The following is a 20,270-nucleotide window of genomic DNA, read 5'->3' on the forward strand; positions in this document are numbered from 1 at the left end:
CCAGCTTCACACGCCAGCTACTCGGGTCACTTCGGTCTCTCGACACAAGACAAAAAGCGTCTTGTGTTCGAGCCCTCCAGTGCCAGTCATAGCTAAACAGTCGTGTTCAGCATTTAATAAGATATCCAGCTTCAGGCGCTAACGGCTCGGGTCGTTTCAGTCGGTCGCTCAAAGTCAAAGAGTGACTTTGGCTTCCGCCTTCCAACGACCTCGCCGCTGAACTAGCGCCTTCAGCATTTAAGATAAAAAAAACTGTAGCTGCAAATCGGCAGCTACAGTTTATACACGCACAATAAAAGAAAGTATCCTTAAAAAGCATACGGATGGCGAGTATTTTGTAACAAACCGATTTGCGTTGATGCAATGCTCATTAAATTTGTCATAAAACCTCACCTGCTTTCCTTAAAGTTGTTCTTAGATTATCAAAATGGAAATATAATGTCAACATAAATATTCAATTATTATCAAAAAATTACATTAAGGCGGAATTATGCTCATGTATTAAACCATCTGGTTCAATATGGACAAGTACAACTGTCAACGGTTTAGCTAGACGAATCGTATTTTCAATATCCTCGGTAATTTGATGACTTTTCCAAACATTTAGCTCAGGATTAACGGTGACAGTTAAATCTACAAACACCATATTCCCGTGATTACGTCCTTTAAAATCTACGAGGTGAATAACACCATCTACATTACGGACAAGTGTTGATAATGTTTCAACCTCTTCTTCGTCAAAGCCATCAGTTAATGTATGAACAGCTTCAAAAAATATTTCGTAAGCAGTTTTAATAATGATAATACCAACAATGATTGCAGTAATGGAATCAATTATTGGAAAACCAACAATAGCACCTAAAATACCAATGGCAGTACCAAAGCTGACTAATGCATCTGAACGATTATCAAGAGCGGCAGCTTTAACAGCGGAACTCTTAGTCCTTTCAGATAACTTTAAATTATAGCGATAAACACTATACATGATAATACCACTAATAATAGCAACAACTGCGGTTAGCAGGGAAGGGGATGAGTGGTTGTTATCGATAAAGCTTTTACCTGAACTGAACAAAACTTGTAAACCAACGACTGCCATAATGAATGATGCTATTAGAGAAGCTACCGTTTCAGCTCTTAAATGGCCATAGTGGTGATCTCCATCTGGTGGCTTTTGTGAAATACGTAACCCGATTAGAACTGCCACAGAAGCAATAATATCTGTTGTATTATTTAGTCCATCAGCTTTTAATGCAGTAGATGCACCAATAAAACCAATTGTGAGCTTTGCAGAGCTGAGTATAAGATAAGTAGCGATACTTAGCCAAGCGCCTTTTTCCCCTTGTCTTAAATTTGTATATAACTCCACAATGTTTCCTCCTTGCAAGATTTATGGGCAATATAAAACGACGCACACTATTAGGAGTGTGCGTCGTTCTTTGTTAAATTTTCATTATTAATGTTCTGAAGATGAACTTTCATTATTTAATGTATCGTTGATGGTTTCATCTGGTAACTTAATAACTTCTAAGTATAAGATATGATGACCATCTACTTCTTTTACGATAAATTCATAGCCCTGTTCAGTGATTACTTCGCCTTTAACGGCATCAAAGTTTTTGGTCATAAACCAACCGCCGATAGTATCGATATCATCTTCATTAATGTCAATTTTAAGGAAATCATTTACGTTTTCAATTAACATTTTGGCATCAAAGATAAAATGATGCTCATCTACTTTGCGGACTTCAGGAATTTCGTCTGCATCAAACTCGTCTCGAATATCACCGACAATTTCCTCGATAATATCTTCGATTGTTACAAGGCCAGAAGTACCACCGTATTCATCCATTAAGATGGCCATATGAATACGCTCTCGTTGAATTTTCAACAATAAGTCACTAACTGGGATTGTCTCGATGACTCGAATGATAGGCTGCATATATTCCAACACCGATTTAGAGCCATTAGCTGGGTCTTTAATGTAAGCAGTTAATAGATGCTTCATATTGACGAGACCTATAATGTGATCTTTGTCTCCATCAATAATAGGGTAGCGTGTATATTGCTCAACACCCATTACTTCGAAAACCTCTTTAAGTGTCAATTCTTTATCAATACTAATGATTTCAGTACGAGGTACCATAATTTCTTTGGCAATACGATCGTCGAATTCAAAAATGCTATTCACATATTTATATTCAGACTGATTTATTTCACCGCTTTTCAAGCTATCCGATAAAATCATGCGCAACTCTTCTTCAGTCATAGCTACTTCCGATTCAGATACATCCTTTAAACCGAAAAGTGATGATAATGAGCGTGCAGAGAAGTTTAACGCTTTAATAAATGGATACATGATGTTGTGGAACGTAATCAAAGGACCAGCTGTTGCTAATGCTACAGATTCTGCCTTTTGAATGGCAAGCGTTTTAGGTGCTAATTCACCAACTACAACGTGAACAAATGTCACGATAGAGAATGATAGCACGAAGGATAGAACAGATGTCACATTTCCTTCAAGAGAAAACAAATCAAATATCGGTCTTAATAAAATTGATACTGTCTCTTCACCGAGCCAACCAAGTCCTAAAGAAGTAATCGTAATTCCCAACTGACAAGCGGATAAATATTCATCCAAATTAGATACTACTTTTTTTGCTTTTAAAGCTTTTTTGTTACCTTCAGCTATAAGCTGATCAATTCGAGTTGTTCTGACTTTAACGATAGAAAATTCAGTTGCTACGAAAAAAGCCGAACATGCGATCAAGACAGCAAATGCTGTCAACCGTATGGCTATGTCCAAAGACTTCCTTTGTTCCTGACCCAAATGAGGGGTGAGAACAAAGTGTACACCTCCTGTAATATAAAAAATAGTTAAGTAATATAATGATAAGACAAGTAGCGCTAAAAAACAAATCATCTACATGTTTTATTTTGCCTATTAATAATAATTGGTTATTAAAGAATGAAATGTTGTCAAAAGTAAGAATAAAATTAAATTACCCATTTTTTTCTAAAAGTATTGACAATTCAAAATTCGGAGTGCTAATATTGAGAGGTACTAAACAATTTATGGAAATGGAGGTATGGAACATGAAAAAGTTAAGAAGTTTAATTGTACAACTAAATAATGAATCCACACCTACCTATTCGGAAATTAAGTCTGTAATTTAACTTATGTAAATAATCGGTACAGGTGTAGGTACCTGTATCTTTTTTCAAAAGCGTATGCTCTGAAAAGGGTATGCGCTTTTTTTGTTGCCTTTTTAAGTAAATTACGAGTGCAAAATTTAATAAGGAGAGCTGAATATGTATATTCAAAAGCGGAAAAAGAAATTTAACAAGGATTCGATTGAAGACGGTTAGTGTAAAACCAAAATAAGAAAGTAGGAATATTAAATGTTCGAGGTATTATTTAAATTAAAATGGTTTTTTAAAGAAAACCGAAAGCGTTATGCAATAGCTATTGCCTTATTATTAGTGGCTAACGTCATTGAAGTGATGCCACCGTGGATTATTGGTCAATCGATTGATGCAATCCACTCAGAAACAATAACTAGTCAGTCTCTTATACTTTATATTGCTGCGATGCTAGTTATTTTGATAGTGGCGTATATCGTTAACTTTGTGTGGCAACATCAATTATTTGGTGGAGCGAATGTAATAGAGCGAAAACTACGGTCAAAGCTCATGACAAAGTTTTTGAAAATGTCACCACCTTTTTATGAACGAAATCGCACTGGAGATTTGATGGCGAGATCTACAAATGATTTACGTGCTGTCTCTGAAACAGCTGGTTTTGGTATTATGACGCTAATTGATTCGACATTATACTTATTAACAATTTTACTAACAATGGGATTCCTTGTTTCGTGGAAGCTAACAATAGCTGCTATATTACCATTACCGATTTTAGCGATTGTTATGCAAATTCTTGGTAAGAGAATTCATGAGCGCTATATGGTAGCTCAAGACGTATTTGGTGAAATGAACGATAGCGTACTTGAAGCTGTAGAGGGTGTGCGTGTTGTTCGTGCGTACGTTCAAGAACGTGCTACAGAGCAGCAATTTAGTGAAATGACAGAAGATGTTTACAAAAAAAATATGCATGTTGAGAAAATCGATGCATTATTTAACCCAATTACAAAGGTTTTAACGGGTCTTAGCTACATGATTGGTCTTGGTTTCGGTGCTTATTTAGTGTCTAGGCAAGAAATGACTTTAGGTGAACTAGTTACATTTAATGTGTATCTAGGCATGATTGTCTGGCCAATGTTCGCAATTGGAGAACTCATCAATGTTATGCAACGCGGGAATGCGTCACTTGATCGTGTTCAAGAAACATTAGACGACAAAGAAGATGTTGTCGATCCAAAAACTCCAACAATCATTCAAAATCCAGAGTCTATTGTCTTCAAAGATGTGACATTCCAATATCCACAATCAGCTTCTATTAACCTGGCAAATCTTGAGGTTTCTTTGAAAAAAGGGCAAACGCTGGGGATTGTTGGGAAAACAGGTAGTGGAAAGACGACAGTCGTTAAACAGTTATTACGTGAATATCCAAACGGTGAAGGTGATCTATTTGTCTCAAATAGTCCGATTCATGATCAAACGAAGGAGCAGGTTCGTAACTGGATAGGTTATGTACCTCAAGACCACGTATTATTTTCAAGAACAGTGAAAGAGAATATTTTGTTCGGTAAATCAGATGCGACAAATGACGAATTACATGAAGCAATTCGTTTAGCAAACTTTGAGAGTGATTTAGAAATGTTACCACTCGGTTTGCAAACACTAGTTGGAGAAAAAGGGGTTTCATTATCTGGAGGGCAAAAACAACGTATTTCGATTGCTCGCGCATTAATTCGTGATCCAGAAATATTAATATTGGATGATTCCTTGTCTGCTGTTGATGCTAAAACAGAGGCAACGATTATTCAAAATATCCAAACAGCTAGAAGCGATAAAACGACCATTATTGTGACACACCGCTTATCGGCAATTCAACATGCTGATTGGGTCATAGTATTAGAGGATGGTCGTATCGTTGAAGAAGGTACACATCAAACATTGCTTGAAGAAGAGGGCTGGTACAAAGAACAGCATGACCGTCAGCAAGTTGAGGGGGTGAAATAATGGGTACTGGTAAACGATTATTTCAATATGCTTTGATGTATAAAAAGCTACTTATTTCAGGCCTGTTATTATTAGCTATTGCTGTTGCTGCAGACTTAGCGGGACCATTAGTAGCAAAGAAAATTATTGATGAGCATATTGCAAAAGCAGAAGTTGCAGGAGTAGATTTTCAACCGATTGCCATTTTATTGGCTGTATTCTTTGGATTAGCAGTTGTAGCAGCTATTTTCCGCTATGGTCAATATCTTTTACTTCAAATGGGTGCAAATCGTATAATTCAAAAAATGCGAAATGAAGTATATGAGCATATTCAAACATTGCCGATTCGTTATTTCGATAATTTGCCAGCTGGAAAAGTGGTTGCGCGTGTTACAAATGATACGGAAGCCATTCGTGATTTGTTTGTAACAGTTGTCTCACAATTCGCTGCGAGCTTCATGACGATTTCCGGTATTTATATCGCGTTATTCTTCCTTGATTGGAAGATGGCGTTAATCGCATTATTTGTAATACCAATCTTGATTGTTTGGACGATTGTCTATCGTAAGTATGCTTCCAAGTATAATCATATCGTACGAGGAAAAGTATCGGATATGAATGGTATGATCAATGAATCGATTAATGGGATGACAATCATTCAAGCTTTTGGTCGTGAAAAACAAATTGAAGATGAATTTGCGGCATTAAATGAAGAACATTACCGCTATCAAAATAAACTGCTTATATTAGATGCAGCTACATCTCACAATTTAGTAGGTGTTATTCGCTCGCTTACATTTGTCCTCTTTATATGGTATTTTGGCAGTGCTGAATTAGATGGCGCAGCTGCTATCTCAGTAGGTATGCTATATGCTTTTGTTGATTATATTACACGTTTATTTAATCCTGTAACTGGAATTGTTAATCAGTTGGCTCGCTTAGAAAGAGCGAACGTTGCAGCAGAGCGTGTCTTTGAGTTATTAGATCAGCCAGGGGAACCCGTAGTAGATAAACGCATTTCTCGATATAAAGGGAATGTTCGCTTTGAGCATGTGTGGTTTGCTTATAAGGAGCAAGAATATGTGCTGAAGGATATTGATTTTGAAGCAAAGCAAGGGGAGACGGTCGCTCTTGTTGGTCATACTGGCTCTGGGAAGAGTTCTATTATGAATTTACTTTTCAGTTTTTATGATGTTTCAAAAGGTGCAATTAAAATCGACGGTATCAACATTAAAGAGCATTCTCGTCAAACCATTCGCGAGCATATGGGAATTGTATTGCAAGACCCTTATTTATTTACTGGTACGATTGAATCGAATGTTAGTTTAGGAGATCCTAGGATTACACGTGACACCGTGCAGAAAGCATTGGATGCAGTCGGTGGTGAACGCGTTTTGAAAAATTTACCGAAGGGCTTAGATGAGCCAGTGATTGAGAAAGGTAGTACATTATCTTCTGGTCAACGACAGTTGATTTCATTCGCTAGAGCGCTTGCCTTTGATCCTGCAATTTTAATCCTTGATGAAGCAACTTCGAATATTGATACAGAAACTGAAGAAATCATTCAGCACGCAATGGATGTATTGAAAAAAGGACGTACAACATTTATCATCGCGCACAGACTTTCTACTATTAAAAATGCAGATCGTATTTTAGTATTAGATCGTGGTGAAATTGTAGAACAGGGTACACATGACGAGCTACTGAAACAAGGCGGGCGTTATGAACAAATGTATAAACTCCAATCAGGTGAAAAAAACATCAGTTAATATGAAGACCCTTCATTGCATTAGCAATTGAAGGGTCTCTTTTAATGGAATAATTAGTTCAATATAGCTGCGATGAAAATAGAAAGAACTGCACAAAAGGTAATAGAGGTAAGCCAGTTCATTTTTGAAGTGGTTTCCAAAAAGACATTTAATATGCCACTAATTAGTAGTGAAACAAAAAAGGAGAAGATAAAATAATAGACTACTACTGGCATACAAATGTATCCTCCGATTTGAGAAATATAATGAAATATTTATTAAGGTTAGTGTATTTGATGCAAGTAGCTATTGCGAATTTCTGCCGAAACTCGTATATTTAGGGTGACGAATTAATTCGCTGATGGAAAGTAGGTGTCTCTTCTGAATTGGTGGCAAGATTGGTTACATAGTATCAAATCTTTTAATCGAAATATAAAATTGTTCATTATTGGGAATATACTTATTCAAATAGGAATGGGCGTATTCAATGTTATGTATAATTTATATATTCGGGAATTAGGCATGAAGGAAGCTGTTAATGGAAATGTTATTGCGATGACTGCATTAGCAACCGCAATAATACTAATTCCAGCGGGCCTACTAAGTGATCGCTTTGGACGTAAGTGGGCGCTTATTATAGGAACAGCATTAACAGCCATCACACTTTTCTATAGAAGTATTGTCACTGTTGAGCAACCGATGCTTTGGGCAGCATTCGCAACTGGAATTGTATGGGCTGTAGCTCAAGTTTCAGGGGTACCATTTTTAGCTGAAAACTCAAAGGCTTCCGAAAGAATGAAGTTATTTAGTATTCACTTTTCAATCATGACAATTGCAGGCTTTATCGGGAATTTACTTGGTGGAGTTGTAGCCGACAGCGCAAGTTTTCTATTGAAATTGTCTGCTGTCGAAGGAATTCGAGTATCACTATATAGTGGGGTCGCAATCTTTGTCATTGGATTAATCCCATTGTTCCGCTTGAAGATGGAAAAGAAAGTTGCCATAGATTCAGTAGCTTCTATCAAAGATGTAGTAAAAGAATCGGAAAAAAGTGCGAGCTTTAAAGAAAATATAAAAATCATTGTACTATTTGGTTTAGCACAATTGATTATTGGAATAGGTTCTGGGCTGGTCATTCCATATTTAAATTTGTATTTCGCCAATCGCTTTAATGCATCCAATACATATATCGGACTTATTTTGGCACTAGGATCAGCAATGACAGCTGTTGCAATGCTGATAGGACCTGCACTAGTTAAACGTGTGGGTGAAGTACGGGCTATTATTATATTTCAGTTTTTGTCCATTCCATTTCTATTTTTAACTGCATTTACGAATTCTTTATTTGTAGCATCTATTGGTTTTTTATTCCGCCAAGCATTGATGAATGCGGCAAATCCAATCCAATCGGCTATTGCTATGGAAATTGTGCATGATAAATATAAAGGTTTAGGGAACTCAGTTAATCAAATGGTATTCCAAGTTGGGTGGGCATCGATGGGACTACCAGCTGCCTTCTTTGTTACGAGGTTTGGGCCCTACTGGGGCTATGCCTATACGTTTACGATTACAGGAATATTGTACTTAATTGCATCGACTTATTTTTATCTGGTGTTTGGACGGAATAAAAAACTGGCTGAAGCATGAAAAACATATGAATAAAAAACATCTACATGTTGTACAGGGCACTGATAAACTTACGGTATTAAAATGTAATGTTCTTCAATAGTAAACACCGGCACTTTTCGTTCGATTTTGAACAGAAAGTGCCGGTGTTTTTTTGTACTTTCCTTGTTCTTCATTTAATAGCTCATGATACGTTTCAAATTCACCGCAAATAATGTTGTAGCTCCTTGGACTTCCGGGCCAAATAAACCCACCGATTTTGCCGTATTGTAGCCATGCGGATTTTTCAACACACTATTCTTCGCTTCAATTTTATAGCGCTTTTTCTCTTAAGTCTTCAAATTTTTCCATTTCTTAGAAATCCTCTTGCTCTTCATGTTCGGTTGATTTTATGGAAACTGGATACGTTTTGCTTTTGGCACCGCCTTTATAACAGCCATCTTATAATGGAGAAACCTTACATTTTTCTATGTCAAAGTAATACGTAACGAGTTCCTTGATTTGACGAAGCATATTCTCTCTAGACACAATTAAATCGTAACGCGTCATATAAGGGCTTAGAGTGAATGTTTCTTGCTTGGAAATCATGGTCTACACCACCTTGAATTAGTCCTTTCATAATAAAGGGTTAGGTGTGAATCGGAAAAACTCAGAAAAACGATAAAACTAGTTGATTGGAGTGCAGGTGGCGACTCCTTGGGGAATTAGTGAACATCTTGAGACCCCGCAGGAGCGTTAGCAACGAGGAGGCTCAAGGTTCGTCCCCAGGAAAGCGTCCGCCGGAACGGAAATTAACGGTATCGAAGAAAAAGCCATGGCTAAAATTCATTTTATGGACTTTTTCAGTGCCCTACATGTTGTGATGGATATAAATCAACAGGTAGGTGTTTTTTTATAGTTATATTAATAATTATTCCATAATACATCAATTACCATCGCCTTTCTAACATTCGAAAATTCAAATACGATAGCAAAACTGCTATTATAGAAATTAGTGTTTTTAAAAATTAACCAATTTCGAAGAGAGGAAGATATGTTCATGGGACAAGTAGTAGCTAAAGTTGAAACAGTGCGCACAAACCTAATCATGACAAACAAAGCACGTGAAGGAATTTTAGCATGGTCAAAAGATGAGCATGCTTTTTTTCATATTCAAAAATCGTTTTTAGTACATATTGAAAGAATGAGTAATTCTGCACAGGGAGAGACAGCAATTACAATTTATTTTGACAATGTAGCAAATACGAACCTTGCTGAGAAGCTAGATAGTCAAGTTGCAGTGATGAATTGTATTGTGAAATATGAAGGGCTACTGGCCACAAATTTCCGTGTTATTAGTTCTAGGGTTCCTGTGCGAACAAATAGAAGATTTGCCACACAGTTAGAATTCGTGACAACTCCTAAAAATACAGTAGGGTTGCCAATTGAACTCCATTCTAAAATTCGTCAGTTACCAATAGCTGAAGAGCGTTCAGAATATGTTAGAAAACGTATTTCTAGCTGGGAAGGTTATTTGAAAATTCAAGAGCGTGATGCCACGATAGAAGATATGACAGCATCATTTTCAAAGCTTTCGGTTAATGAAGATTTCAGTAGAATAACTCTAAATTGTAGTGGCTTAAAGGATAACGAATGGAATAAAGCAAAGGGTTTAAGTGCTAAATTTAAAGACTCTAGAGATGAACTTGGTGAAGTATTAAAAGTAAATCGTGCGAACAGAACAGTAGAAATTGAGCTACGTCCTTATATAAGGGAGAAACTTCGTAAAAATCAGCTAAAACCAAAAACAAAAGAAGTCGTCTTTAGTAATTTCGCTACTTTAAGCCAGATTCGAAGGTTACGTAAGGGGTTTGTTGATTTAGAAAAAGGCTTAGCAGCAAATGCCAATCTAGAAAAGATTTTATTTGAAGATCGACCTCGAATCCAAGTACCAAAGAAAAGAGCAAAACTAGAGTTTCATAACCGTTTAAATGAATTTCAGCAAGAAGCAGTGATTGGTGCCATGTCTGCAGAAGACTTATATGTTATTCAAGGACCTCCTGGAACTGGTAAAACAACAGTTATCTCAGAAATTTGTCAACAAAATGCGAAGGCAGGTTTGCGTACATTAGTGGCATCTCAGTCTAACTTAGCTGTAGATAATGCATTAAGTCGACTACTTTCAAATAAAGACATTCGCATTTTACGCTTTGGTCGAACAGAAAGTATTGAAGAAGAAGGCAAGAAATTTATTGAAGAAAATGTAGCAGAGTATTGGAGAGAGCAAACGTTACAAGATATCGAGCGGGAGCTAACGTTGCACGCTACTCATGAATCTGAACTTACTTCAACATTAGCGACATGTGAAGAAGAACTTCCAACATTGGAATCCCGTTTATTAGTTATCAAGGAAAAAATAGTAGAACAACAACAAGCAAAAGTCGATTATGAAGTTATTACTGAAGAAATTCAAAAACTAAAGAAGACATTAGGAACTTTAAGAAGAGAGCTTCGGGACCTTGAAGAACATTTTGGAGAAGTAGCCAATAAATACGAGCAGGTCTTAGCAAAGGTAGAAGAGCTAGAGCATTTTCTTGAAACAAATGAATCCAGTGAAAAATTACTTGAGCAGACTAATCGGTTAGCGAATGAAATTGAACTAACAAGAAATCAATTGCTATACCTTCAAGTTGAAGGGGAATTGAATGCTGTTAATGTAGAACTAAATGATTCTCGTACAGAATATATGAACTGGCAAAAAAATATTTTAGAACTACATCAATTGCAACATGCGTTAAATGACTTTACGAAAGTTGATGAACTAACTAATTTTATGCAACAGTATGATATTCCAATGGGGTTCATCATTGACCGACAGATTAATGCATTAGAGAAAATTAAAAGTCAAATGGTTAGTTATCACGATTGGATGGCTGTAAATAATAAGTTGAAAGCAGCGATTGACTATGTAGAGAAGCAAATGGGGCAGGCTGCTCAAATTATTTTGCAACAAGTTAACGCACGTTCAGAAGATAGCTATTCATCCTATTCTATCCGAGAAGTGCATGAAGCGATAGATTATATGAAGCAGTTTTTAATAACAGAAAAAGTTGTGAATCCTGCACAGTTAAAGATGCATTTAGAGCGACTTTATTTAAGAAGGAAATTTGTTTGGGAACAGGGTGTCATCCTACAACAATTAAAACAAGAAGCTATTAGATTGTTTGAGATGATTAAAAGAGAAGTGATTAAACAAACAACTGAAGTATTAACTAACGCACAGCATAAGAAAAGTACTTTAACGAATAAAGGGATGCTACTAAAGGATAAACAAGCCCAGCTTCAAAAACGATATGACCAACTAAAATTAAATTTGTCTGACGTACCTACCTCTAGCAATACAGAGCAACTAACAGCACTATTACACAAGCTAGAATTAGAAGTACAGCATGTTCAAACAACCTATCAAGCAGTATTACAAACAATGCCTCAGTTAGAACAAATGCAGCAGCAACATCAAAAGTTAATGGAAGAAAGAACTTCGATAGCTAGTGAACTTGAAGAAAAAAAACAAGTAATTCAAGAGATCAATTCTCAAGGCTTACAACAAGAAAAGAATTTAAAAGCTTTAGAAGAAATCCTTGACCAAGACTATGAAGACCAACAATTACAAACAGATTATGCTATTAAAAAGCTTACAGAGAAAATAACAAAACTCCAGCACAACAAAGCGCAGTTACCTATTAAACAAGCGCTACAAAAACAATGGTATACATTATTACAAGAAGCCAATGAGCATGATTTAGATGAAATTCGCAAAATGTATGTACGACATGCCAATGTTATTGGGACAACATGTGTAGCTTCCGCTCGTAAAGAGTTTATGGATAATTACCCAACATTTGATGTCGTAATTATCGATGAGGTATCAAAAGCAACACCACCAGAATTGTTGCTGCCAATGTTAAAAGGAAAGAAAATCATACTAGTAGGGGATCATCATCAGCTACCACCATTAGTTGGGGACGATACGTTAGAAGAAACATTAAAGTCTATTATAGATGAAAGTGATGCACTAGAAGAAAGTGCAGAGCTAAAAAAATTATTAAAAGAATCTTTATTCGAACGCCTATTTAAAAACCTCCCTCGAGATAATAAACAAATGCTAGCCATTCAATATCGTATGCACGAGAATATTATGAAAACAATTACGCCTTTTTATGAAAATGAAGATGACCAATTGCAATGTGGTCTAATTGATTCAGATAATGTTCGAGACCATTTCCTAGAGGGGCATTATATAAAAAGGGCTGATCACTTATTATGGATCGATATGCCAAATGAAACGCCGTATTTTGAAGAACAAATGAAAAATGGTAAAAGCCGTTTCAACCAAGGTGAATTGGATACAATTCGTCAGATGTTGCAAGATTTAGACCAAGCAACAGAGATGGCTAAAGCGGCAGGGAAGATAAAGCAAAATGAACGTAAAAGTATTGGAGTTATCAGTTTTTACGGAGAGCAAGTTAAAAAAATTGACCGCCTTATCCAACAAGAGTTAAATCTACAACATTTACATCTACGCACGGGTACTGTTGATAAGTTCCAAGGTATGGAAATGGATGTTATTATCGTTAGTATGGTTCGTAATACCCAACATAAAGGCGGCGATATCGGCTTTGCTAATGATTATCGTCGATTAAATGTAGCTCTATCGAGAGCGAGAGAAATGCTCATTCTTGTAGGTAGTACTGAAATGTTTACACAAAGGGCGAAACAGAGACATGCAAGAGATATGTATAGTCAATTATTAGAAACAGTTAAAGAACAAAATGGCCTCCGTGACCAAGACGGTAATGTGAAAGAGTAAAAGGGAAAGGAGGACCGAGTTTGAAAGCTCTTGAAAAAAGATTACAACGAGAAGTATTACAAAATGGAAAAGTGGAGATTTTAAAAACTTCCAGCTGGTGCGTACCCGTGCAAACAATTGACGTCACCTACCAACCAGTGAAACGCTTGAAAATGGATATTTTAATGAAAATGACACTACTGACTTTCCAACAAGCAGAAATTTCAAATGCTAACGAATTAGGTGAACTACTGTTAGTAGAGGATCTCTTCATTCAAGATCTTCTAAGCAGTTTAACGAAGACAGGGGTGATTGAAAAAGGGGAGAAATACTTTCTTCTTACATCTAAAGGTAAAATCCAACTCGAAAACGGTGTGTTTGAAGAAGAGCAAGAAATAGAAACCCAGCAGTTACTTTATAGCGCTTGCCACGAGGCATTTTTGCCTGTTGAAATTAATCAGATGAATGAGTATGACGAGTTACCAGATTTATTTCGATATGCTTCAGAAGAGCCCGAGGAGTCTTTAAAATTTGTAGAGGAAGAGTTAATAGAAGTTCTACAAAATAGCCGAGAATCAGAAGAAGAAGGTGAAGAACAAACGGTTATTACTGAAGTTTTATCAAAAGAAGCACAGCAAATTAATGATATACCTTGTCTGGAGTTTATCTTATACAATCGAGAGCAAGACCTTCTTTTCGTCCGAATTTGGAATACATTATTATCTCAATGGGATGAAAAGTTGGAGAAGTTGCTGATTGAAAAAGAAGTTGTTAAGTGGAGAGAAGAGTATTTAAAGGTATAACTAAAACATATTATTAAAAAAGGCATTATTATTAGGGGCACTTTGAAGGAGTGGACTTTTAATAATGCTTTTTTATTTTGTGGCAGAAATATTTAATTGTAGTTAAGTAATCGATGATTTTATGAACCTAGTTAAAGATCGATGAAAATGAAATATTCATCTTTTATGTTCTTTAATAGATAATTAAGAAAGGCTATTCAATGAACTGGGGTGATATTAATGAAACAGATACTATTGGCTGCTTGTTTGTCTGTTTTTGTATTAGCGGGGTGTAGTGAGAAAGTAGATAAGGAAATAAGCGAAAACTATATTCAACATTTAGAGCTCTCAAATCGTGAAAAAAGTTTAATTCAAGCCGTCACTGGTGATGGTGATAATCCAACATTTTTACATGAATTTAAAGTTGATGAGAAGTGGAAGTCAGTAAAATTATGGGTAGAGAAATATGAATTTGGTCAACTAAAAGAAAAGGATGCTGTAGCTGTTAGTGTGGGAATTGAAGAAAAAGGGAAGTTTGTCGTAAGCTTCAGGAGACTTCCCGATGGAAAATCTAATGCCATTGTTAGAATCGCTGTACTAGATGATAAAGCGATTTATTCTAGTGAAGGTAATATCGAACTACCAAAAACCGGTTCTTCTGGTTCAGCAAATATTGTTTCAGAAAAAGTAAAGGTAGAGCAAGATATGGTGTTAGCACAAGTGATTTATTCTAAGCAAGATCAAGGTATTTCTATTGGTGATTGGGATTTATATAATAACCCTAGTGGATTAGGAGAAAAAACGGCGAAGTATCCTGCTGTCTATTTTGTACGCTGTTCATTTTCTGAAAAAGATATATAGGAGAGTTTAGTCTGAGGTCAGGGGCCAACAGGATGTTGGTCATGCAACCGTTGCGACAGGACGTCGCGAACTTAGGTTGCCTACCTAAAGTGAGATATCCAGCTTCCGGCGCTAGCGGCTCGGGTCGTTTCAGTCGGGCGCTCAAAGTCAAAGAGCGACTTTGGCTTCCACCTTCCAACGACCTCGCAGCTGAACGAGCGCCTGAAGCATTTAGTGAGATATCCAGCTTCCGGCGCTAGACGCTAGATCGTTTCGGTCTCTCGGCACAAGACAAAAAGCGTCTTGTGTTCGAGCCCTCCAACGCCAGTCGAGTCTAAACGAGCGCCTTGGGCCAACAGGATGTTGGTCATGCAACCGTTGCGACAGGACGTCGCGCCTTTAGGTTGCCTCCCTAAACTAACATATCCAGCTTCACACGCCAGCTGCTCAGGTCACTTCGGTCTCTCGGACAAAAGCTGTGGTGATGCTTTTGATTCGAGCCCTCCAGTGTCAGTCGCAGCTATACGGGCGTGTTCAGCATTAAGAAAGATATCCAGCTTCAGCGGCCAGACTCTCGAGGTCACTTCCACTTTCTCGGTCGAAAACTAAAAGATGTTTTCAATTCGAAAGTTCCAGTGCTTGTCGAGTCTTGACGGGCCGCTTCAGCATTTAGGATATCCAGCTTCCGGCGCTAGCGGCTCGGGTCGTTTCAGTCGGGCGCTCAAAGTCAAAGAGCGACTTTGGCTTCCGCCTTCCAACGCCCTCGCAGCTGAACGAGCGCCTTGGGCCAACAGGATGTTGGTCATGCAACCGTTGCGACAGGACGTCGCGCCTTTAGGTTGCCTCCTTAAGAAAGATATCCAGCTTCCGGCGCTAGACTCTCAGATCGTTTCGGTCTCTCGGCACAAGACAAAAAGCGTCTTGTGTTCGAGCCCTCCAACGCCTGTCGAGTCTGAACGAGCGCCTTCAGCATTTAGTTAGTCATACACATGATAAAGCATTAGTTCATGTATCATTTTCTTAACGGTTTCTTCATTTGGAGGTGTTGGTCCTGTCCAGATGATGGAGCCGTCTTTTTGGTATTCGCCTTCGTATCGTTGGTGTTTGTAGAAGAAGGCGATTTGCCAGCCTGGTAATTTGGTATTTTCGAATAGTGGTTTGAAGCTGAAATGTTGAATCATATGTATACCCCTTTTCATAGTGTTGGTCCCGTTCGCATATAGTGTGAAAAAGCGTATGGGAGATGGCGGTATGTTTGAAGAACAGCTAAAGAAAGCGATTCAAGATGAATATCAGACTTATTTTTGGTACAAATCGATGCTCGAGCTGACAAAGGATCCGACATGGAGATCGTATATCGAGCATGCAATGACAGATGAGAAGAGTCATTATGAAATGTTCCAACAGCTTTATTATATGATGACTGAGGGATATGTACAAAATTTAACGAAAAGGCCACCGTGTAATAACCTTAAAGCTTGTGCTAAAGAAGCAATTGGCGAAGAGCTAGAGGCGACGGATTTATATAAAGAAATGTTCTTAAATACACCACTTCAACAAGGACAATATCCATTTTTTATCGCTATGCAAGATGAGATGGAGCACGCTATTCGCTTTTCAACAATTTACAATGCTCTATAATAGGTTGAAATCCCAAACTTCAATAGCTATTAATTCTCACCTACTGGACTGTCTGTTATAATGTAGGAGAGTTTTTGAAGAAATGGGTGAAGTATATGAGTGTGTTCGTAACAATACTATTCATGGCAGTAATTGGAGCAGTCATTGGTGGTTTTACGAATCATTTAGCGATTAAAATGCTCTTTAGGCCACATAAAGCAATTTATATTGGTTCTTGGCGTGTTCCTTTTACACCAGGCTTAATTCCGAAACGCCGAGATGATTTAGCAAAACAATTAGGGAAAACAGTAGTAAATTATTTACTCACCCCTGAAACATTTCGCAAAAAGTTCTTTTCAAATGATATTCGTTTGAAAATTGAACAATGGTTAAATGAAAAAATAGAAACAACTTTATTTACAGATGATAAAACAATCAATGATTGGCTTAAGCAAGCGGGTGTTGAAAATATCCACTTAGCGATTGAAGATAAAGTTGATGCTTTAATCATTGAGCAAGTAGATAAAGTACAAAATGTGCTATCTACTAAAACGGTACGCGAGCTTTTACCCGAAAGATGGCAAGAGAAGGCGAATACAAAAATTCCGGATATCGCACGTTATATTTTAAATAAAGGCGATGTTTATTTTGAATCAGAAGAAGGCTATCAGACAGTCAAACGATTAATTGACGATTTTCTTGATACAAAGGGAACGCTTGGTGGTATGATTCAAATGTTCTTAGGCGATTCATCATCAATAGTTAACAAAGCTCAAAAGGAAATTAAAAAATTTCTTAATGCAGATGGCACATTTGTGCTCGTTTCGAATATGTTAACGAATGAGTGGGTTAAGTTACAAGATCAAACAATTACTCAGCTCGTTGGTGATTTAGATTTCAATTCTACGACAAATGCGATTCAAAGTTATGTGAAGAGTGAATTACGAATTGAAAATCGTCTAGACCAGCCAATTGTACATTATTGGGCAAATGGAGCTGAATGGATGCAACAAAATGTTGTACCCCAGGTAATTGATAATGCTTTTGTACAAGCAGAAGCAAAATTAGAAGATGTTTTAAAACGATTAAATTTAGAAGAAGTGGTACGGGAACAAGTGGATACATTCCCTGTTGAAGTACTCGAGGATTTAGTATTAGGTATTTCAAAACGAGAATTTAAAATGATTACTGTTTTAGGTTTTGTTCTTGGTGGTATCATTGGGGTTGTTCAAGGTATTATTGTGACATTGATTTAATTAAAATTGAAAGTAGGGTATTAAAATGATTAATATTTATAATGACATTAACAAATTAGAAGCAACATTCCGTCAAACAGCAGAATTTGACGCATTAAAAGCTGCTGTTGCGGAAGTGAAAAATGATTCAGAGGCGTTGGCTTTGTTCCAAAACTTCCGTAAAGTTCAATTAAGTCTACAAGAAAAACAAGCAAAAGGTGAGCAAATCCAAGAAGATGAGTTAACATACGCTGGAAAAACTGCGCAACTTGCTCAACAAAATGGAAAAATAGAAAAAATGCTTCAAGCTGAAATGGCGTTAAGTGGTTTAATTGAAGAAGTAAATCGCATTCTGATTAAACCAGTTCAAGAACTTTACGCAGAAATCTAATCACGAATATAATTTGTGAGATATACACAAATAGATTAAGCCAAGCAAAATAATAAAGGAACTTGAAGAGGAGATACTACAATTTATGTAGTACCTCCTTTTTATTTTTTAGTAAATTTAATTGAACTAACAATTTCAATCTATCACGACGAAATTAGCTTGAATTCATCATAATATGCAAACATTCTTTGTACGCATCCAATTACAATGCATTTACATATTAAATTTTCAGCTCAAAATATAAACTCCCAACAATACAGAAACATTAATAATCAAGGTTTTCCTTTATAGACGAAACAAGGAATATACATAAATAATTTGGTTTTAAATTGATTCATTTACATATGGATAGTGTTCAAAAAATATATATAATTTCAAATATAATAGGTCTAAGTTATCAGGTGAAACTGTATGAATTTATATAGCTTGATTTATTAATCAATTAATAGAATGAGAGTCCTTAAATATTAAGATATTATACATAATTTGTGAATTTATTATCCCTATTGGATGAGTGTTGTAAAATATGTAAATGTTACCAAAGTGGTCTAGAATCTATGCGAAGCATACCATATAATCGAAATTATACTTAATAGATTTTCTATTAGGTAAGGTGCAACCAAAAAGTATAGAGAGGTGTGAGATAGTGAGGAATTACAGTTATAAATTTGTAAAACCGTTAACATCATTAGTGTTAGGGGCAACTTTATTAACAAGCGCCATCATAGCTCCGATAAATACCGTGGAGGCAGCAGGGTCTTCTAGCTATAAAGTTACCAAAGGGAAGCTAGTTTCAAAATCAACTAGTAAAATAGTAAAAGGTACTAAAACTTACAAAGGTAAGGTTTACAAAGATGGAAAGTTACTAACAGGATTAAAATCAGGGATTTATTACAAAAAAGGTTTTAAATCGACTGGGTGGTATAAAGGAAAATGGTACGAAAAAGGTAAAGTATTAACTGGGTTCGGTAAAAATACTAGCAAATTATATATTAATGGAAAGCTCGCAATGGGTAATTGGTATAAAGGTAAATGGTATGAAAATGGTAAAGTTTTAACCGGACTAAGTAAAAATACAGGGAATTTATACGTTAACGGTGTTTTAAACACTGGAAAGTATTTATTCAAAAATAAATTATATGACGGTGCAGTTTTAAACAAAGGTCTAACGCTATATAGAGACAAACTATACAGTGGTGTAGCATTAAATCAAGGTCTAATATTATTTGAAGGTAAACTATATAATGGCACGGCATTAAATCAAGGTTTAACACTATTTGAAAGCAAACTATATAGCGGTACAGCGTTAAATGTAGGCATCGTACAATATGGAGGTAAATGGTACAGCGGCTCTAGCTTAGCGTCGGGCACTATTACAACTCCGGACGGAAAAACAATACAAGTTGAGAATGGTGTTGAAAGTTCACCAGGTAATGGATCATCGTCAGGTAATAATGGCGGAACAAGTGATCATGCCCCAACCGCATCAAATGTCAAGATTGTAGGAGCTGCAAAAGTAGGTGTAACGTTAGAAGTTACTTATACTTATATAGATGTAGAAAAAGATGTAGAAAAGGGTACAACATTCCAGTGGTATGAGGATGGAAAAGCAATTACTGGCGCAACTACATCGACATTTAAACTGACAACAGACCAAGTAGGCAAAGTAATCTCTGTACAAGTGACACCTAAAAATGATAAAGCGATAGGAAATGTCGTAACAGCAACTTTACAAACTGTAGTAGTAACTCCTCAATAAAATTAAACGAAACGTTACTTTATAAGCTAGAGAAATATCTAGTGAAATAAGTGGAAATAATCATTCATGAATAGAATGTTTTATAAGATAAAGAATCTTCATAATGAATGTTTCTAACTGTTATTTTCCAATTGGTAGGTGTAATTCCTACTCTTGCTCAACAGTCTTTTAAAGCAAGTGCCTAATCCTCCTGGACCCAGTGATGCGCTGATCAGCGGAAGGGGTTAAGTCAGGTGAAGTCGTACTCGAAAAACGAGGCGGGGTTCTTTAAAAGACAGCTATGGTTAGGTAGACGAATCCATGTAGGCAGGGTGAGGTAG

The 20,270-nt window shown here is 36.6% G+C and carries 14 protein-coding genes and 1 pseudogene; 10 read left to right on the top strand and 5 right to left on the bottom strand.

Features of this window, described 5'->3' with window-relative positions:
- Positions 1 to 472 precede the first annotated feature (472 nt).
- Positions 473 to 1,369 (bottom strand): cation diffusion facilitator family transporter, encoded by an 897-nt coding sequence (locus tag ACQKMD_RS06130; RefSeq protein ID WP_427750354.1) that lies wholly within the window; start codon positions 1,367 to 1,369, stop codon positions 473 to 475.
- 87 nt (positions 1,370 to 1,456) lie between these two features.
- On the bottom strand, positions 1,457 to 2,806 hold the full coding sequence (locus ACQKMD_RS06135; protein WP_427750356.1) for a hemolysin family protein: 1,350 nt from the start codon (positions 2,804 to 2,806) through the stop codon (positions 1,457 to 1,459).
- Between the two features lie 596 nt (positions 2,807 to 3,402).
- On the opposite strand from ACQKMD_RS06135, the gene ACQKMD_RS06140 reads away from it, so the two are divergent.
- Together ACQKMD_RS06140 and ACQKMD_RS06145 are read left to right on the top strand one after the other, a co-directional pair.
- Positions 3,403 to 5,142 (top strand): ABC transporter ATP-binding protein, encoded by a 1,740-nt coding sequence (locus tag ACQKMD_RS06140; RefSeq protein WP_427750358.1) that lies wholly within the window; start codon positions 3,403 to 3,405, stop codon positions 5,140 to 5,142.
- Positions 5,142 to 6,890: an ABC transporter ATP-binding protein gene (locus ACQKMD_RS06145; protein WP_427750360.1), complete on the top strand. Its 1,749-nt coding sequence runs from the start codon at positions 5,142 to 5,144 to the stop codon at positions 6,888 to 6,890. The genes ACQKMD_RS06140 and ACQKMD_RS06145 overlap by 1 nt, the downstream gene beginning before the upstream one ends.
- A gap of 53 nt (positions 6,891 to 6,943) precedes the next feature.
- On the opposite strand, the gene ACQKMD_RS06150 is transcribed toward ACQKMD_RS06145, so the two are convergent.
- Positions 6,944 to 7,105, bottom strand: a complete 162-nt coding sequence (locus ACQKMD_RS06150; protein WP_427750362.1) for a hypothetical protein — start codon at positions 7,103 to 7,105, stop codon at positions 6,944 to 6,946.
- 145 nt (positions 7,106 to 7,250) lie between these two features.
- Here ACQKMD_RS06150 and ACQKMD_RS06155 point away from each other — a divergent pair, with 145 nt between their 5' ends.
- Positions 7,251 to 8,516, top strand: coding sequence for an MFS transporter (locus ACQKMD_RS06155; RefSeq protein WP_427750446.1), 1,266 nt, complete (start codon positions 7,251 to 7,253; stop codon positions 8,514 to 8,516).
- Positions 8,517 to 8,671: 155 nt separating this feature from the next.
- On the opposite strand, the pseudogene ACQKMD_RS06160 reads toward ACQKMD_RS06155, so the two are convergent.
- A pseudogene (locus ACQKMD_RS06160) lies at positions 8,672 to 8,981 on the bottom strand (transposase); the annotation flags it as partial.
- A 553-nt stretch (positions 8,982 to 9,534) separates the two neighbouring features.
- Here ACQKMD_RS06160 and ACQKMD_RS06165 point away from each other — a divergent pair.
- The 3 genes from ACQKMD_RS06165 to ACQKMD_RS06175 all read left to right on the top strand — a co-directional run bounded on the left by ACQKMD_RS06165 (position 9,535) and on the right by ACQKMD_RS06175 (position 14,966).
- Positions 9,535 to 13,344, top strand: a complete 3,810-nt coding sequence (locus ACQKMD_RS06165; protein ID WP_427750363.1) for a DEAD/DEAH box helicase — start codon at positions 9,535 to 9,537, stop codon at positions 13,342 to 13,344.
- 20 nt (positions 13,345 to 13,364) lie between these two features.
- Positions 13,365 to 14,126, top strand: a complete 762-nt coding sequence (locus tag ACQKMD_RS06170; protein WP_427750365.1) for a hypothetical protein — start codon at positions 13,365 to 13,367, stop codon at positions 14,124 to 14,126.
- Between the two features lie 219 nt (positions 14,127 to 14,345).
- A complete protein-coding gene (locus ACQKMD_RS06175; protein WP_427750366.1) occupies positions 14,346 to 14,966 on the top strand; it encodes a hypothetical protein in 621 nt (206 codons plus the stop codon).
- A 956-nt stretch (positions 14,967 to 15,922) separates the two neighbouring features.
- Here ACQKMD_RS06175 and ACQKMD_RS06180 read toward each other — a convergent pair.
- Positions 15,923 to 16,126, bottom strand: coding sequence for a YheE family protein (locus tag ACQKMD_RS06180; protein WP_427750368.1), 204 nt, complete (start codon positions 16,124 to 16,126; stop codon positions 15,923 to 15,925).
- Between the two features lie 70 nt (positions 16,127 to 16,196).
- Between ACQKMD_RS06180 and ACQKMD_RS06185 the strand changes: the two genes are divergently transcribed.
- The 4 genes from ACQKMD_RS06185 to ACQKMD_RS06200 all read left to right on the top strand — a co-directional run bounded on the left by ACQKMD_RS06185 (position 16,197) and on the right by ACQKMD_RS06200 (position 19,950).
- Positions 16,197 to 16,586: a ferritin-like domain-containing protein gene (locus ACQKMD_RS06185; protein ID WP_427750370.1), complete on the top strand. Its 390-nt coding sequence runs from the start codon at positions 16,197 to 16,199 to the stop codon at positions 16,584 to 16,586.
- Between the two features lie 95 nt (positions 16,587 to 16,681).
- Positions 16,682 to 17,821 carry a DUF445 domain-containing protein gene (locus tag ACQKMD_RS06190; RefSeq protein ID WP_427750447.1) on the top strand — a complete coding sequence of 380 codons (1,140 nt, stop codon included), beginning with the start codon at positions 16,682 to 16,684 and terminating at the stop codon, positions 17,819 to 17,821.
- 25 nt (positions 17,822 to 17,846) lie between these two features.
- On the top strand, positions 17,847 to 18,191 hold the full coding sequence (locus ACQKMD_RS06195) for a YlbF family regulator (RefSeq protein ID WP_427750371.1): 345 nt from the start codon (positions 17,847 to 17,849) through the stop codon (positions 18,189 to 18,191).
- Between the two features lie 646 nt (positions 18,192 to 18,837).
- Complete coding sequence (locus tag ACQKMD_RS06200; protein WP_427750373.1) at positions 18,838 to 19,950, top strand: hypothetical protein; 1,113 nt, start codon at positions 18,838 to 18,840, stop codon at positions 19,948 to 19,950.
- Positions 19,951 to 20,270 lie beyond the last annotated feature (320 nt).

The sequence above is a fragment of the Viridibacillus sp. NPDC096237 genome (genome assembly GCF_050278625.1).
Classification (GTDB): domain Bacteria; phylum Bacillota; class Bacilli; order Bacillales_A; family Planococcaceae; genus Viridibacillus.

Excerpts from the sequence above, each read along its gene's own strand:
- ACQKMD_RS06180 (WP_427750368.1), bottom strand. The coding sequence starts at position 16,126 with ATGATTCAACATTTCAGCTTCAAACCACTATTCGAAAATACCAAATTA.
- ACQKMD_RS06175 (WP_427750366.1), top strand. The coding sequence starts at position 14,346 with ATGAAACAGATACTATTGGCTGCTTGTTTGTCTGTTTTTGTATTAGCG.
- ACQKMD_RS06140 (WP_427750358.1), top strand. The coding sequence starts at position 3,403 with ATGTTCGAGGTATTATTTAAATTAAAATGGTTTTTTAAAGAAAACCGA.
- ACQKMD_RS06190 (WP_427750447.1), top strand. The coding sequence starts at position 16,682 with ATGAGTGTGTTCGTAACAATACTATTCATGGCAGTAATTGGAGCAGTC.
- ACQKMD_RS06150 (WP_427750362.1), bottom strand. The coding sequence starts at position 7,105 with ATGCCAGTAGTAGTCTATTATTTTATCTTCTCCTTTTTTGTTTCACTA.
- ACQKMD_RS06165 (WP_427750363.1), top strand. The coding sequence starts at position 9,535 with ATGGGACAAGTAGTAGCTAAAGTTGAAACAGTGCGCACAAACCTAATC.
- ACQKMD_RS06195 (WP_427750371.1), top strand. The coding sequence starts at position 17,847 with ATGATTAATATTTATAATGACATTAACAAATTAGAAGCAACATTCCGT.
- ACQKMD_RS06185 (WP_427750370.1), top strand. The coding sequence starts at position 16,197 with ATGTTTGAAGAACAGCTAAAGAAAGCGATTCAAGATGAATATCAGACT.
- ACQKMD_RS06145 (WP_427750360.1), top strand. The coding sequence starts at position 5,142 with ATGGGTACTGGTAAACGATTATTTCAATATGCTTTGATGTATAAAAAG.